Annotated in this window: 12 protein-coding genes; 5 read left to right on the top strand and 7 right to left on the bottom strand. The window is 71.9% G+C overall.

The features are described 5' to 3' along the window. Positions 1 to 2 precede the first annotated feature (2 nt). Positions 3 to 689, bottom strand: a complete 687-nt coding sequence (locus MRBLWH7_RS07945) for a DUF4129 domain-containing protein (RefSeq protein WP_342000883.1) — start codon at positions 687 to 689, stop codon at positions 3 to 5. Then, entirely contained in the window at positions 680 to 2242 is a 1563-nt protein-coding gene (locus tag MRBLWH7_RS07940; RefSeq protein ID WP_342000882.1) for a glycerophosphoryl diester phosphodiesterase membrane domain-containing protein, read from the bottom strand. The genes MRBLWH7_RS07945 and MRBLWH7_RS07940 overlap by 10 nt, the downstream gene beginning before the upstream one ends. 198 nt (positions 2243 to 2440) lie before the next feature. Between MRBLWH7_RS07940 and mtrA the strand changes: the two genes are divergently transcribed. From mtrA to raiA, 5 genes are all read left to right on the top strand, one after another. Further along, the gene (gene mtrA / locus MRBLWH7_RS07935; protein WP_342000879.1) at positions 2441 to 3121 is read left to right on the top strand and encodes an MtrAB system response regulator MtrA; all 681 of its coding nucleotides are present in this window, start codon (positions 2441 to 2443) and stop codon (positions 3119 to 3121) included. A gap of 6 nt (positions 3122 to 3127) precedes the next feature. Further along, positions 3128 to 4852, top strand: coding sequence for an MtrAB system histidine kinase MtrB (gene mtrB, locus MRBLWH7_RS07930; RefSeq protein WP_342000877.1), 1725 nt, complete (start codon positions 3128 to 3130; stop codon positions 4850 to 4852). After that, positions 4849 to 6558 (top strand): LpqB family beta-propeller domain-containing protein, encoded by a 1710-nt coding sequence (locus tag MRBLWH7_RS07925; protein WP_342000875.1) that lies wholly within the window; start codon positions 4849 to 4851, stop codon positions 6556 to 6558. Before mtrB ends, MRBLWH7_RS07925 begins: the two co-directional genes overlap by 4 nt. Before the next feature lie 95 nt (positions 6559 to 6653). After that, entirely contained in the window at positions 6654 to 7313 is a 660-nt protein-coding gene (locus tag MRBLWH7_RS07920; RefSeq protein ID WP_342000873.1) for a phosphoribosyltransferase family protein, read from the top strand. Positions 7314 to 7435: 122 nt separating this feature from the next. Then, complete coding sequence (raiA, locus tag MRBLWH7_RS07915) at positions 7436 to 8095, top strand: ribosome-associated translation inhibitor RaiA (RefSeq protein ID WP_342000871.1); 660 nt, start codon at positions 7436 to 7438, stop codon at positions 8093 to 8095. 342 nt (positions 8096 to 8437) lie between these two features. Here the strand turns inward: raiA and MRBLWH7_RS07910 are convergent, their stop codons facing one another. The 5 genes from MRBLWH7_RS07910 to MRBLWH7_RS07890 form a co-directional block, all read right to left on the bottom strand. Further along, the gene (locus MRBLWH7_RS07910) at positions 8438 to 9796 is read right to left on the bottom strand and encodes a hypothetical protein (RefSeq protein WP_342000869.1); all 1359 of its coding nucleotides are present in this window, start codon (positions 9794 to 9796) and stop codon (positions 8438 to 8440) included. 190 nt (positions 9797 to 9986) lie between these two features. Next, positions 9987 to 11783: a DEAD/DEAH box helicase gene (locus MRBLWH7_RS07905; RefSeq protein WP_342000867.1), complete on the bottom strand. Its 1797-nt coding sequence runs from the start codon at positions 11781 to 11783 to the stop codon at positions 9987 to 9989. Between the two features lie 122 nt (positions 11784 to 11905). After that, positions 11906 to 14728 carry an FtsX-like permease family protein gene (locus MRBLWH7_RS07900; protein WP_342000865.1) on the bottom strand — a complete coding sequence of 941 codons (2823 nt, stop codon included), beginning with the start codon at positions 14726 to 14728 and terminating at the stop codon, positions 11906 to 11908. Further along, entirely contained in the window at positions 14725 to 15441 is a 717-nt protein-coding gene (locus MRBLWH7_RS07895; RefSeq protein ID WP_342000862.1) for an ABC transporter ATP-binding protein, read from the bottom strand. Before MRBLWH7_RS07895 ends, MRBLWH7_RS07900 begins: the two co-directional genes overlap by 4 nt. Further along, positions 15438 to 16055 carry a PadR family transcriptional regulator gene (locus MRBLWH7_RS07890; protein ID WP_342000860.1) on the bottom strand — a complete coding sequence of 206 codons (618 nt, stop codon included), beginning with the start codon at positions 16053 to 16055 and terminating at the stop codon, positions 15438 to 15440. The genes MRBLWH7_RS07895 and MRBLWH7_RS07890 overlap by 4 nt, the downstream gene beginning before the upstream one ends. Positions 16056 to 16082 lie beyond the last annotated feature (27 nt).

The raw sequence follows: 16082 nt of genomic DNA, 5'->3' as shown, positions 1-16082 counted from the left end.
GCTCACGCGGAGACCTCCTCGCGCACGACGGGGCGAGCGGAGGCGACGGCGTCATCGGCGGATTCGACGAGGCGGTAGAGCTCTTCTGTGCCCGGACGGCGGAGATACCGGACGTCGTCGAAGGCGGTCGCTGCGGCTTCGAGCCGGGGTTCGAGCGCGGGGAAGGCGGCGCCTGCGGCTCGCGCGAACGCATGCACGGTGGCGCCCGGAGGCGGGTCGACGACGCCGCGTTCGAGGCAGCCCCGCGCGAGGGCGCGGAACCGCAGCACGATGGCGGCGTCCCAGTCGAAGGCGCGGGCGCGCTCGCCCGCGGCCGCGCGCAGATCGGCGGCGGAGCGGTGCTCGGCCTCGCCGAACAGCAGCGGTGTCCGCGGCGCGGCGCGGCGGGTCACCCGCGGCACGCCCCACAGCAGGAACGCCGCGACGATGACGACGGCGACCACGATCGCCGCGACCAGCGCGAACGTGGAGCCCCAGCCGCCTGACAGGTCCGGATTGAGCAGCGACATGATGAAGTCGCCCACCGCGCGCGCGATGCGGTCGAACGGCGTCGGCTCGGCGATGTCGTAGGCGGGGTCCGAAAGCTCCTGCTCCGCCCACCGCCGCGCTTCGTCCCCGTCCGGCGTGAAGGGCGGGATGGCGTCGAGAGCGCGCGCGAAGGCGCGGAGAGCGGCCGGAGTCACGCCCACGGCGACCCGCGGTCGGCGCCGTCGGGCGCGGCGCCGGGCGCGGTCCAGCGGGTGGGGGACTGCGAGTCCGCGGGCGGCGGGGATGCGGGGTCTGCGGCCGGAGGGGCGGCGGGCCGCTGCGCGGGCGCGGGGGCGGCGGGGCCGGGCGTCGGGGCGCCATGCGCGGACGGCTGGGCGCCGGACGCGGGCGGGGGCGTTGAGTACCCCTGCGGCGCGGGGGTGCCGTGCGCGGGCGGTACGCCCTGACCCGACTGCGCCGGAGCCCAGTATCCGGGCGGGGGCCCGTACGCCGGCTGTGCTCCGTACCCGGGTTGCGGTGCGTACCCGGCCGGCGGCCCATAGCCCGGCTGCGCCTGCGCGGAGCACACCGCGCCGGCCGGCGCCGGCGGGTGTCCCGGCATCGGGTAGGCGGACGGGTACGGCGCGTAACCGGGTACCGGGTACGCCCCCGGAATGCCGCGCGGCGCGATCTCGCGCCCGATGTGCTCGCGATAGGGGTCGGCGAGGGCGGTGGCTCCGGCATCCCGTCGCTCCACGTACGCGAGCAGGTCGAGGTCGAGCCCCTCGCGGCGCATGCGGCAGTCGATGTAGATGAGCGCGGTCGCGGTGGACTGCACGACGACGGCGACCGACTGCAGCAGCAGCGTGAGCACCTGGGTCAGCAGGGTTGCGGCGATGAAGCCGATGATGGCGGTCGGCTCGGGATCGCCCGTCGGCGCGATGATCGTCGTCAGCCCCATCGAGAGGAAGCTCATCGGGAGGCTCACCACCTGCGCGACGGCGGCGAAGATGACGCTGATCACGATGATGATGCCGAGGGCGGGCCAGAAGCGACGGCGCGTGAGGGTCCACGAGCGCGACAGCGCCTGGACGATCGTGGCGTGCTCGACGATGATGGCCGCCGGCACCAGCAGCAGCTTGATCATGAGCCACCATGTGAGGGGGATCGAGGCGAGGATGACCAGGATCGTCAGCACGATCGCCGCCGGCGGCGCCGCGATCGCGATGCCGACGATCGCGAGCACGACCACCGCGACCAGCGCGACGATCGCCAGGACGACGAGCAGCGAATAGCCGATCAGGCGCCACGCGATGGGCCTGACCTGGCGCCAGAGGGCGCCGAGGGTGAGCTTCTCGGCCACGGCGGCGTGCGTCACCTCGACGACCACGATGCCCTGCACGATGACGCTGAGCGCGCCCGCGGCGAGCGAGAGCACGATCCCGGCGACGGCGGTGAGGGCGATCGACCCCGCCATCACCGTGTCGTACTCCTCGGTGCCCGGCCGCAGGGTGTCGAGGCGCGAGAACGACGCCCAGCCGACCGCGAGCACGCCGCCGAGCACCACGATGTACGCGAGCGTCTGCACGACGAGCGCGAAGCCCAGCAGCACGCGCGGGTTCTGCCGCAGCGCCGAGAACGAGCGGCCCAGGATCGTGCCGAACGACAGCGGGTGCAGCGGGATGATCCCGGGGCGTGACGCCGGCGTCCAGGCCGGGTATGCGGACACGATTCCCCTCTCGGTCGGCGGCGCGTCGCGGGTCGTGCGGCGCATCGGCCGCGCCCTCCGGACGGCGCTTGCCCCTATCGTTCCACATCGGGCGGATGCCGCAGCCGCCGTGTGGATGAGGCTCTCGGCATCCGTTCGGGCGAGCTTCGGCCGGTCCACAGCCCTGGTCGACTACTCTTTGGGAAGCGCACGGGGACGCGCACGTCGTCCTCTGCGCCTGGACAGAAGGAACGAACGCGCGCGATGACTTCACGCATCCTGGTGGTCGACGATGACACCGCCCTTGCCGAGATGATCGGGATCGTGCTGCGCACGGAGGGATTCGAGACGGCCTTCTGCGCTGACGGCGCCGAGGCCGTCGAGGCGTGGCGCACCGAGCGACCCGATCTCATCCTCCTCGACCTGATGCTGCCGGGCATGGACGGCATCGAGATCTGCACCCGCATCCGCGCCGAATCCGGCGTCCCGATCATCATGCTCACCGCGCGCACCGACACGGCCGATGTCGTGAAGGGTCTGGAGTCGGGCGCCGACGACTACATCGTCAAGCCCTTCAATCCCAAGGAGCTGGTCGCCCGCATCCGCACGCGGCTGCGGCCCGCGAGCCAGCCGGCGAACGACTCGCTCCGGATCGGCGACCTCACGGTCGACGTGGCGGCGCACGAGGTGCGTCGCGGCGACGGGCCCATCGCGCTGACTCCCCTCGAATTCGAGCTGCTCGTCGCCCTGGCATCCAAGCCCCAGCAGGTGTTCTCGCGCGAGATGCTGCTCGAGCAGGTGTGGGGCTACCACTACAAGGCCGACACCCGTCTGGTGAACGTCCACGTGCAGCGGCTGCGGGCGAAGGTCGAGAAGGACCCCGACAATCCCAAGATCGTGACGACGGTGCGCGGCGTCGGATACCGCGCCGGCGCCGTCGTCTAGGCCGCCATGACCGCGCCGATCACGGCCGTGACGCCGGCGCGCGCCCGCATCCGCTGGTGGCGGCTCTGGCGCGCGTGGCCGGGGGACATCGCGGGGCTCTGGCGTCGCTCACTGAGGTTCCGCACGATCCTGGTCACGATCGGCCTCACCGCGCTCGCCGTCGTGGTCGCGTGCGTGTGGATGGCCCTCGCGATCCAGAACGATCTGTTCGCCTCGCGCAAGGACCAGGTGCTGATGGACGCCGAGCAGGCGCGCGCCGCGGCGCAGCGGACCCTCGACGCCTCGGTGCAGAACGACTCCATCCAGCTGCAGAACGTCATGACCCTCGCGTTCACCGCGCTGCGCGACCAGTCGTCGGCCGTGATCGTCGGCGCCTACCGGATCGGGCCCCTCGTGCCCAACGCTCCGCAGGACTTCAGCACGAACGAGGAGGTGATGAACGAGCTGCTCACCATCCCGATGCGGGCGCTCGTCCGCACCAACCCCGACCAGCAGATCTGGCAGCCCGTCGCGCTTCCCGACGGTGACGCCTCCACGGTCCCGGGAATCCTGGTGGGTCAGCAGCTCACCATCGAAAGTGTGGCGTCGTACGAGCTGTACCTGGCCTACGACCTCGCCAATGCGCCCGAGACGCTCACGTTCGTGCAGCGGACGCTGTGGGTGGTCGGCATCGGCCTCGTCCTGCTCATCAGCGGCATCGCCTGGTTCGTCCTGCGCTCCGTCACCACCCCCATCAGCGAGGCCGCCGACACCAGTGCGAAGCTCGCGGCGGGTCGTCTGGACGTGCGCCTCGAAGTGCGCGGCGAGGACGAGCTGGCGACGCTCGGCCGCTCGTTCAACGCGATGGCCGACAGCATGGAGTCGCAGATCAAGGAGCTCGCCGATCTCTCGCTCGTGCAGCAGCGCTTCGTCTCCGACGTGTCGCACGAGCTGCGCACGCCGATGACGACGATCCGCCTCGCCGCCGACATGATCAACGACCAGCGGGACGACTTCGACCCCGCCACCGCGCGCGCAGCCGAGCTGCTCAACGCCCAGGTGCAGCGGTTCGAGACGCTGCTCGCGGACCTGCTCGAGATCAGCCGCTACGACGCGGGCTCGGTCCAGCTCGAACTCGAGCCGACGAGCCTCGCCCACCTCGCCGAGGACGTGATCGGGTCGATGCAGCAGCTCGCCGAGCAGCACGGGACGGACGTGCGTCTCGTGGCGCCTGGGGGGTATTCCCCGGTCGACATGGACCCGCGGCGCGTGCGCCGCGTGGTGCGCAACCTGCTCGGCAACGCGATCGAGCACGGCGAGGGGCGTCCCATCGTGGTCAGCGTCGACAGCAATCAGCAGGCTGTGGCGATCGGCGTGCGCGACTACGGCATGGGAATGACGTCTGAGGACGTCGAGCACGTCTTCGACCGGTTCTGGCGCGCCGACCCGTCGCGCAAGCGGACGATCGGCGGCACGGGCCTCGGCCTGTCCATCGCGCTGGGCGACGCGAAGCTGCACGGCGGCGAGCTGGCGGTCTGGTCCGAGGTCGGCCGCGGCACGAACTTCGTCCTCACCCTCCCGCGGCAGGCGGTGCCGCTCGCAGGGGAGTCGCCGATCCCGGTCGAACCGGGCGATGACGCCGTCGCCGTCCTCGACGACCTCGGCCTCACCGCCCCGATCGAGCTGCCGCGCGCCGACGGTGCGAATGGCGGCAGGGGAACGGATGCTGCGCCCCGAGGAGGATCCGCATGACCTGGGTACGCGGCATCCTGGCCCTCATCATCGCCCTGTGCGCGGTCGTCGTGACCGGCTGCGCCGGCTTCCCCACGGGCGGGCCGCCCGAATACGGGCTCGAGAACGGCAACACCGGAAACGGCTCGCAGAACGTGGCGTTCATCCCGAACCGGCCGCAGCCGGGTGCGACGCCGCAGCAGATCGTGGAGGGCTTCATCGACGCCGGCTCGGGTCCCGGCGTGCTGGGCAACTGGGCCGTCGCCCAGGAGTTCCTCGCGCCGTCCCTGCGTGGCACGTGGAATCCCGACGCCCAAGTGATCGTGGATGAGCGTGCCGAGCGGGACTACGTCGAGACCGGTGAAGGGCTGGTCGACTTCGCCTCGGAAGTCGTGGGCTCGGTCGACGACAAGGGCGCATACCAGCGCGCTGATCTCTCGCCGGGCAACTGGACATTCCGCCTGGAGCAGCAGGAGGACGGCGAGTGGCGCATCACCGAGGCGCCTGACGGCATCTGGCTCGACGAGGCGCAGTTCCCGCAGGTGTTCCACCGCTACCCGGTGATGTACTTCGACCTCTCGTGGCAGTTCCTCGTCCCGGACGTTCGCTGGTTCCCGGTCGCCAAGGCGGCGCGGAGCATCGCCAACGCCCTCGTCAACGAGCCGGTGAGCGAGTGGCTGGCGGAGTCGGTGCAGTCCGCCTTCCCAGACGGCGTGTCGGCGGTGACGGTGGTGCCCACGGCGGAGGAAGGCGTCTCCGATGTGGCCCTCAAGGGCGACGCGATGCTGGCGGCGAGCAGCGACGCCCGCAACCGGATGCTCACGCAGCTCGAGGAGAGCCTGCGCGCCGCGGGAGTGACCGAGGTCGTCATGACCGTCGAGTCCGCACCGATCGACGCGCAGCCCGTCACGGTGCGTTCGACACGCGTGCCTGTGGCACCGCTGGTGCTGACCGAGGCCGGGTTCGGCTTCCTCACCGGAGACGAGATCGACAAGATCCCCGGCCTTTCGGCTGCGGTGGAGGCCGCCTCGCCGGTCAGCGTGCAAGTCGGGGCGGAGCGGGACCTCGCGGCTGCCCGCCTCGCCTCGGGGGCGGTCGTGCGGCTGAACTCGGCCGGGACGGAGCCGGAGGTGCTGGATACCCGTGCGGGGCTGGTCGATCCGGTGATCGACCCGTCCGGGGTGGTGTGGAGCGTCCCACAAGACGACCCGTCGGCGCTGCGCGCGTATCTTCCCACCGGGGATGTGATCGAGGTCGCCGACGCGTGGGGCGAGGCGACGGCCATCGCCGGCATGGCGCTGTCCCGCGACGGCACGCGCCTCGCCGCGGTGGTGAGCGCGGGCGGCCGCACGGTGGTGTCGGTGGCGGGTGTGGTGCGCGAGGACGGCGTGCCGGCTCGCATCGGCCAGCCGATTCAGCTCGCGGTGGCGGGCGGTGCCGTCGTCGGCGTCACGCGGATCGGCGTCACGTGGATCGACGACGTCTCGGTCGGCGTGCTCACCAGCGGCGCCGACACCGACTCGACGGTTATCGAGCAGGTGGTCGGCGCGCCGACTGCCGCCTCGACGGCTCCCTCGGGCACGGCCGCGATCGCCGGCGGCACGGGAATCTCGAGTCTGCGCCTGCGTGCCGAGGACGGCACCCTCTACGTCAAGCGCGGCACGAGCTGGCAGCCCACGGCGACCGGCATCGTGGTCCTCGCGACCCAGCAGGGCGCGCCGCAGTAGCGGCTCCTCCACACCGACGTGCGCGAGCGAGCCGTCCACGGTTCGTGGCGGTGACCGTCGTGGTCGTGCCTTGCGCCCGGGAAGCTGGGGCGGTGATGTCGGAGATCGTGCTCGCGGTGCGCGAGGCCTGCGCGGACGCGCTGGCGCTGCTTCTTCCCGTCTCGTGCGCGGGGTGCGACGAACCCGACGTCGCCCTGTGCGAGCGATGCGCCTTCGCCCTCGCCCCCGATCCCCGTGCGCAGGTCGTGGACGCGCCCGGCGGGGCCATCACGGTGTGGAGCGGGCTCGCTTTCGAGGGGGTCCCCGCGCGGGTGCTGCGCGCGGTCAAGGAGGGCGGGCGCACCGGCTTGGCGACCGCGCTCGCGCCCGCGCTGATCGCGGCCCTCGCCCGCGCAGGTGCCGCGGACGCCGTGCCCGTGCCGATGCCCACGTCTGGCCGGGCCTACCGGCGGCGCGGCTACCGCGTCCCCGATCTGCTCGTGCGGAGCACCGGGCGCCGTTCCCGTCGGCTGCTGCGCCATGCCCGCCGGACGTCCGACCAGCGAGGTCTCGATCGCGACGCCCGGGCGCGGAACGTCGCCGACAGCCTGGTTGCGGCGGACGCCGCGGGGCTGCGCGTCGTGGTCGTCGACGACGTCGCGACCACCGGCGCCAGCCTTGCCGAAGCGGTCCGCGCGCTGCGCGCCGCGGGTGCCGACGTAGTGGCCGCGGTCACGGTCGCGGCCACTCCGCGGAAGCGTCCCACGGGCCGGTGAACGGCATCCTGACGCATTCGAAACTCACAGGTGACAGAGTCCGGACGCGCGGCTAGCGTGGGGATGACAAGGCGACTGATGGTCCGCCCTTGGCCGGGCGGACCGGAACAAGGAGGTCAAGGATGGAAACCAGCATCGTCGGCGTGGGAGTGGGCATCACAGATCGCTTCCGCGGTGTCGTCGAGGAGAAGGCCCTCCGCATCGAGAACCTCGCCCCGCGCGCTCAACGCGTGGACGTCAAGGTCACACACCGCGCGTACCACAACGGCCGTGTGGAGGATGAGACCGTCGAGCTCACCGTCAACGGCAAGGGCCCCGTCATCCGGGCCGAGGCCACCGACGGCGACAAGTTCACCGCACTGGACCTTGCGGTCGACAAGCTGTGCGAACAGCTGCGCCGCGCGAAGGACAAGCGCGTCGACGCGCGCAACCACCCCCGTGGCGCCAAGTTCGAGAAGGGCAGCGGCGCGCTCCAGGGGATCGATCTGCAGCCGGCGTCCGTCGACGTGCTCCGTGCCGTCGCCACCGGTGAGATCCCGATCGTCACGGGCAATGAGGAGGAAGAGGGCTACACGCCCGTCGTGATCCGCACGAAGGAGTTCCACCCCGAGTGGATGTCTGTCGAAGAGGCTGTCGACCGCATGGAGCTGGTCGGCCACGACTTCTTCCTCTTCATCGACGCGCGCACCGACCACCCGAGCGTGGTGTACCGCCGCAAGGGCTGGGACTACGGCGTCATCTCGCTGACCACCATGGCGCAGCCGGAGGAGCTCGCGTCCTGACACATACTCCGAGGGGTGCGGCTGCCGCGGCGGCCGCACCCCTTGCGCGTCTGCGAGGGGACGGATGCCGCCACCCCGACGATTCAGAGTGGTGTTCGGTATACCATCACCGAGTCGTGGCGGCCTGGCCCCGGCATCCGCCCCGTCGACCTGGGCGTGGCCGACGGGCTGAAGGTCCTCCGCCTCTGACCCCGCTGTCCGCACTTGTGGTGGTTGCCGAAACACGGGTCCGTGATGCAAAACGCCGGGAATGGATGCTGCCACCCGGCGCGTCGTCGTGACCTGCCCGTGTTTCGGCGGGGCGTGAAGGGAGAAGAGTGGGGTGAGACCGCGGCCGGACGCTCAGTCGATGAAGCCGTCCAGGATGCTGCCGATCACCAGGCCGCCGAGGATGCCGCCCATCAGGTCGCTGCCGCCGCTTCGGCGACCGCCGCCCCACCCCTGCTGGCCGTAGCCGGGTCCGCCCCACTGGTCGGGCTGCGGACGGGCGGCGTCGATGTCGCGTTGCGCGAGCTGCAGAGCCTCGCTGGCGAGGAACGCGGCACGGCGGGCCATGGCGAACGCCTGCTCGCGGTGATCCTCGTCGATCGTGGTGACCGCCGCCGCGGAGGAGCCGAGGTAGCGGTCGAGGTCGAGGCGCACGCGCTCGGCCTCGGCGAACCGCGTGCGGGCGTCTGCGCCGATCCAGCCGCGGTGCCCGGCGATCACGTCGCGCGAGACGGCGAGCTGGCGGTCGGCGTCGTCGATGGCGTGGCGCACGTGCTCGAGCGGCGGAATCGGACGGGCGGCGCGATCGCGGGCGGCCGCGATCGCGGCATCCAGTCCCGCGTTGGCCTCGCGCAGCCGCGAGAGCTGCTCGAAGGGATCGGTGTTCACGCCGGCGGCGGGAAGAGCGGCCAGCGCCGCCTGCAGCTCCTCGATCGCGGTCTGGACCGCGGGGGAGTGCGGCTCCTTGAGCGCGACGACGAGGTCGCCGCGGGAGTCCTCGACGATCGCGGCGAGCGTGGACTCGGCCCGCAGCGCCTCGACCTCGAAGGTCTCGACCGCATCGATCAGCGTCTCGGCGCGGCGCACGGATTCGGTGGATGCCTCGAGGGCCATGTTCGCCTGCTCGCGCTGGCCGGCCTCACGACGGCGCTCCGCGACGCCCGCGCTGTGCTCGGCGAAGCCGAGCAGCTGCTCCGCCTCGGCCGGGTTCGCGTCGATCTGCGAGAGGGCGTGCGACGAGTAGCGGACGGCCAGCCGGTCGACGGTCGAGCGGGCATCGGGGAGCCGTAGGCGCAGGCGCGCAGCATCCGCCCGCACCTTCGCGATGATCTCGGGTGCGCGACGTGCCCGCTCGATCGGCGCCGCGAGCGCCTCGGTGCGGTCATCGAGGAGGTCCTCGGCCCACTCGCACAGCTGCACGATGCGCGCGTTGCGGGTGCGCAGCTCTTCGGGGGTGTCGGGGATCTCGTCGTGGTTGAGCTGGTGGAGGTGGAACGCCTCCTGCATGTGCGTTCGCACCGACGCGAGCGCCTCGCGAAGCTCCTGCGTGGGGCCAGCGCCCAGCTCGGCGTCCGCGAACGCCAGCTCGTCGGTCGTCAGGCGGATGCGCTCGTCGGCCGCGACCAGCGCCTGCTGTGCTCGGCGCGCCAGATCGGCGTCCTGCGTGTTCAGCTCTTCCTGCTCGCGCTTGCGTCTGCCCCAGAATCCGGCCATGGATCGATCCTACGGGGGCCGCTGGGAGCGGGCTGAGGCGGGCGGGGGATTGTTCGCGCAGAGCGTGCTCGGACTCGCCCCGGCTCGTCGAGGGGGCGCGACGCGCCGGATCGTCGCGTCGGTGGCGGCGTGTCGTGCCACCTTCCCCGCGCACCGGGACGGATGCCCCGCCGCCCGCGCGGCGGCCGGGTCAGCCGTCGCTGCGCTTGTGCCGGGGCTTGCGCGCGGGACGATCGTCGCCGTACGAGCCGCGCGACTGCGAGCGGTCGCCATACCGGTCGCCGGAGCCGCGGTTGTCGCGGTATGAACCACCCGTGGCGTCCTTCCGGCGCTGCGGGCGCCCGCTGTCGGGACGCAGCTCGATGAGCTGCCCCGAGATGCGGGTGTCGGCGAGCCGGTCGAGAGCGCCGGCGGGGAGGTTCGCCGGCAGCTCCACGAGCGAGAAGTCGGGCATGATCTTGATCGCGCCGAAGTCGTCGCGGCGCAGCCCACCCTCGTTCGCCAGCGCGCCGACGATCTGGCGCGGCTCGACCCGCTGACGCTTGCCGACGTTGATGCGGTAGGTCGCGAAGCCTTCGCGCGGGGTGCGGCGCTCGGGCCGGTCGGCCCGGTCGCCGTACGCGGGACGGTCGCCGCGGTCGGTCCGCTCGGTGCGCTCGCGCCGCGGAGCCGGCTCGGGGTCGGCCTCGAGGAGCAGCGGGGTGTCGCCCTGTGCGACGACGGCGAGGGCCGCCGCCACATCCGCCTCAGGCACGTCGTGGTTGCGCACGTAGTGGGCCACGATGTCGCGGAACGCCTCGATGCGCTCGGCCTCGCCGAGGGCCGCGGTGATGCGGTCGTCGAAGCGAGACAGGCGGGTCACGTTGACCTCGTCGACGCTCGGCAGCGGGATCTCGGTGAGCTCCTGACGCGTGGCGCGCTCGATCATCTTGACGAGCCCGCGCTCGCGCGGCGTGACGAAGCTGATCGCGTCGCCCGAGCGCCCGGCGCGCCCGGTGCGGCCGATCCGGTGGACGTAGGACTCGGCATCCGTCGGAATGTCGTAATTGACGACGTGCGAGACGCGCTCGACGTCGAGGCCGCGGGCGGCCACGTCGGTCGCCACCAGAATGTCGAGCTTGCCCGACTTGAGCTGGTTCACCGTCTTCTCTCGCTGCGGCTGGGCGATGTCGCCGTTGATCGCGGCGGCGGAGTACCCGCGGGCGCGGAGCTTCTCGGCGATCTCCTCGGTGATCGAGCGCGTGCGGCCGAACACGATCATGCCGTCGAAGTTCTCGACCTCGAGGATGCGCGTGAGGGCGTCCATCTTCTGCTGCCACGCGGTGACGAGGTAGCGCTGCGAGATGTTGGCGGACGTCTGCGTCTTCGCCTTGATCGTGATCTCTTCGGGGTCGTGCAGGTACTGCTGCGACATGCGGCGGATCGTGGCGGGCATGGTCGCCGAGAACAGCGCGACCTGCTTGGTGTCCGGGGTGTCGGCGAGGATCGTCTCGACGTCCTCCGCGAAGCCCATCTTGAGCATCTCGTCGGCCTCGTCCAGGACGAGGTACTGCAGGGCGGAGAGGTCGAGCGTGCCCTTCTCGAGGTGGTCGATGATGCGACCCGGGGTTCCGACGACGATGTGCACGCCGCGTCGGAGGGCCGAGAGCTGCACGCCGTAGCCCTGTCCGCCGTAGACGGGGAGGACGTGCACGTCCTTCAGGTGGGCCGAGTACTTCTCGAACGCCTCGCAGACCTGGAGCGCCAGCTCGCGCGTGGGTGCGAGCACGAGCGCCTGCGGGGTCTTCTGACCGAGGTCGAGGCGGTCGATGATCGGCAGGGCGAACGCGGCCGTCTTGCCGGTTCCGGTCTGCGCCATGCCCACGACGTCGCGGCCGCCGAGCAGCGTCGGAATGGTCGCCGCCTGGATCGCCGAGGGGGTCTCGTAGCCGATGTCCTTCAGTGCCTTGAGGACGGGCTGGCTCAGCCCGAGGTCGGAGAAAGTCATCGCTGCGGGCTCCGTCTGAGCCTCGGCTTCGATCTGGTCGGCGTTCGTGTGCACAGTTAACCGTAGCGGGGTGCGCCTGTGAGGCGACAGGATGCCGCTTCCCAGCACCCCATCGGGATGACTCAGGTGATGGCCGTGCGGCGGGTCAGATCCGGGTTCCGCGGCGGCACCAGCCAGGCGACGACGGTCACGGCGCCCGGCAGCGCGAGGCCGAGGACGGCCAGCCAAGGCCAGGGCGTGTCCGCCAGGAGGTACGACTGCGGGTTCGCCTTCGCATAGCCCCACACCGATAGCGCCCCGGTCGCTGTGCCGATGACCGCTCCGACGCCCACGATGATCGCGGCCTGCCAGGCATCGACGTTGCGCCGCAGCAGGCGACTGCCGCCGATCGCGGTCAGCGTCGCGTCGTCGGGCCGGCGCTCGAACCGCGCGAGGCCGAGACTCACCGCCGCGGCGGCGACGACCAGCGTGACCGCGACCGCCGTGATGAGCCACAGCCAGGGATCGATCGGCGCGGGACCGGTCTCGACGTGCGCGTAGAGCCCGGCATCCGCCGAAACGCGCAGGTCGACCGTCTGTCCCGTCAGCTTGTCGACCGTCGCGGCGGGCAGCGGCTCGTCGTACGTCGCGATGATCGCGTTGGGCGTCGACGTCACGCCGAGGGCGGCCGCCGTGCGGGGCGCGATGATGATCTGGAACGGCTGCTGGTGGCCGGGATCGACCAGAACGGCGGGGAGCGGATGCCCCGCCGCGGGCTCCGCGGTCGAACCGCCGCTCGTCTGCATGAGCTCGAGATAGTCCGTGACCGCCCACTCCGTCACGATCAGCCGGCTGTCGGTCGTGAGGAAGCCCGGATCGGTGACGATCGCGCCACCGTCCTGCAGGGTCGCACGCGCAGCGTCGTCGAGCGGTATGCCGAGGAGCGTCTCGACGTCCGACGGGTCGACGATCGACAGCGTGCCCGTGGCGGCCTCATGGGCTTGAAGCTCGCAGTCCGGCGCGCACCACTCGTAGCTCTGACGTGCCGCCGCGAACGTGTGGGCTGCGGGATCGGAGGGAGTGCCCGTGGCATCGACTGCAGGCCACGCCGGCGCCTCGACCAGCGCCGTCGAGCGCGGCGTCGTCGACGCCACGATCTCCGCGGCCGCCGCCATCAGCTCGTCGGTCGCATCGGTTCCTGTCTGCCACAGCTGTACCGACAGTGCGCCTTCAGGCGCCTGATACCAGTGCTGGCGCGCATTGCCCGCCGCCGTCATCGCGGTCAGCGAGAGCACGAACGACGCCGCGAAGACGCTCGCACCGATCACGGCGAAGGCCGGCACCACACGCGACGGGTGCGCTGCGGCATCGCGACTCGCGAGACGCGGGGCGAGCCCGACGCGCGACGCCGCCTTCGAGAGCTGCACGAGCACCCAATGCGACGGGATCAGCAGACCGATCTGAAAGACGATCGGCCCGAGTGCGACCGCATAGACCGCGGCGTAGAAGGGCGGCGTGTCCGTGTCGCCCCGGGTGGCGACCGTCGTCGCCATGTACATCCCGCCCAGGACGAGCGCCACGACGCCGATGACCATGACGAGGAGCCCCGACGCCGGCCGGTGCGGTCTGAGCAGGGCGGGGCGCCGGGCGCCGCGCAGCGCGGCGAGCGTATCGCCGCGCATCGCCGCCCGTGCGGGTGCGACGGCCGCGATCGTGCCGACGAGCACGGCGAAGCCGATGATCGGCACGATCAGGTGCCAGGGCACGGTGAAGCCGAAGTTGCCCCAGAACGTGCCGAGCGCGCCGCGGTCGGTTGCCGCGAGCACGACCGCGGCGGCTCCGAGCCCGACGGCGGTGCCCACGAACCCACCGACGACGCCGAGGACCGTTCCTTGCAGCAGAACGACTCGGAAGACATCGCCATGGGCCGCGCCCACGCTGGCCGCGACCGCGAGTGCCCGCCGCTGCCGGCGGGCCGTCACCGAGAAGGCAGCGCCAGAGAGGAGGACGGTGATGTAGCCGCAGATCGCGGCCGCGATCGCCCCGACGAGCAGGACGTTCCACAGCGCGAGCGAATCGTCGTCCCACGTCGTCCGCGGCGCTGCGGCCGGGGGATCCAACACGAGATCGCGGGCGTAGGCGATGAACCCCTCGCGATTGAGAGCGGCAAGCTGCGCGACGTCGGGCTGCCAGTCCGCCACGTACCAGCGGTTGGTCGCGGGCCCGTCGGGGGCCGCCATGTTCGTCGGAAGGAACAGCGTGACACTCGTCGCCTCGGCGCCGACGGGTCGCATCGTGCCGGTGACGGTCAGCGTGACGCCCGCGTCGGGGAAGTCGATCGCGTCGCCGATCTCCGCGCCGATGCGCTCCAGCGCGCCGGGCGTGGCCATGAACTCATCGGGGCGCGTCGGAGCGACGCCGTCGATCGGCACGTAAAGGCCGGCGAACGACGGCGCCCACACCTCGCCCGCGGTCGCCGTGAGCCAAGCGACTCCGTCCCGGGTCTCGACCGCGGCCGACCCGTACTGCTGCACCGGCAACACCGTCGCATCGGCCGGGACGACGTGGGGCAGCTCGGTCGGAAGGGGGAGGATCGGGTGCAGCGGGGCTCCGGACGCGTCGGTGGCCACCCCGTTGTCGTACGGCTGATCCACCGCCTGCCACCGCGTCGGGTCGGGTCCGCCGGCGACCTCGAGCCAGGCCTCGTTCGCGCCCAGCTCGAGCACGACACGCTCCTGCGGCGACGCATTGTGGGATTCCCAGAAGGCGGCTGTGCCGGCCAGCCCGGCGACGGGCAGTGCGACCAGCGTCACGACGAGTGCGCTCGCTCCTTTGGTCCGCCACGTCTGACGTCGCGCCAGACGCGCGGCGACCCGCCAGCGCCCCCGGCCCGGCGCACGACGCGAGAACGCAGCATCCGTGCCGTCTGCCGTGTGGAGGCGGGGAGCGTCGAGCAGTTCCGTCATCGGGCCGCCAGCAGCGAGTCCGCGCTCGCGCGGCGCGACTCGTCCACGATGCGGCCGTCGCGGAGGAAGACGATGCGGTCGGCGAAGGCGGCGTGGCGGGCCTCGTGGGTGACGAGGATGCCGGCCGCCCCGGCATCCACCCGTGCGCGCAGCATCTTCAGCACCATCTCGCCGGTCACCGAGTCGAGCGCGCCGGTGGGCTCGTCGGCGAGGATCAGCCGGCGGCCCCCGACGACGGCTCTGGCGATCGCCACGCGCTGCTGCTGGCCGCCCGACAGATCGTCGGGGTAGGAATCGGCCTTGTTCTCGAGTCCGACCGACGCGAGGGCGTCCCGCCCGGCGCGACGAGCGACCCGCGCCCGGAACCCGTCGAGCTCGAGGGGCAGCGTGACGTTCTCGAGCGCGGTCAGCGTGGGGATGAGGTTGAAGTCCTGGAACACGAACCCGAGCGAGCGGCGCCGCAGTCGGGCCAGCTGCGCCGGAGTCTGCTCGCTGAGGTACTTGCCCTCTACGATCACCTCCCCGGTCGTCGGGATGGCGAGCCCGCCCGCGATCGACAGCAGCGTCGACTTGCCCGAGCCTGACGGGCCCATCACCGCGACGAGCTCGCCCTGGCTCACGTCGAAGTCGACGCCGGAGAGCGCCGAGACGGCGGTCGCCCCTGTGCCGTACTGCTGCGTCACCCCGATGAGGCGCAGCACGGTGTCGGTCATCGTGCCTTCTCGGCAGGAACGGATGCCTCGGCGCGAGCCGGGCGGCCGCGCTTGGGCTTGTCGGTCGAGAGCTCGAGCGTCATGGCGTGATGCGGGTGCAGCGCCAGGCGCTGCTCGGAGTGGTCGAGCCAGCGGACCTCCGCTTCGGCCGAGAAGATCATGGAGTCGACGACGAGCGACCACGCCAGCTCTTCCGGGCCGTCGGGGTTCGCGCCGGAGTACTTGGCGCGGTTGAGCTCCTGCAGCTGCGCGAGCGAGGCGCGGCGCTGCGCCTGGATGATGTCCGCCACCTCCACCCCGGGCAGAGTCGCGGCGACCGCGAGCTTGATCGCCAGCTCGTCACGGGTGCCCTGCGCGCGCTGCACCGGGGAGGCCAGCCACTCCCGCACCTCGGCGGCTCCGGCATCGGTGATCTCCCAGTAGACGTGACCGTGCTCGTCGACGTCGCCCTTCTCGACGAGTCCGTCGCGCTCGAGGCGGTCGAGCGTGTTGTAGATCTGGCCCACGTTGAGCGGCCAGGTCGATCCGGTGCGCCGATCGAACTCGGCGCGCAGCTGGTAGCCGTAGCACGGGCCCTGATCGAGGATCGCGAGCAGACTCTGTCGGACGGACATGAGGATCTCCTTCGGGTGGAGGGTCGG

This window comes from Microbacterium sp. LWH7-1.2 (genome assembly GCF_038397755.1).
Lineage (GTDB): Bacteria > Actinomycetota > Actinomycetes > Actinomycetales > Microbacteriaceae > Microbacterium.
The sequence above is the reverse complement of the archived record's forward strand: the minus strand, read 5'-3'. Positions and strand labels throughout refer to the sequence as shown.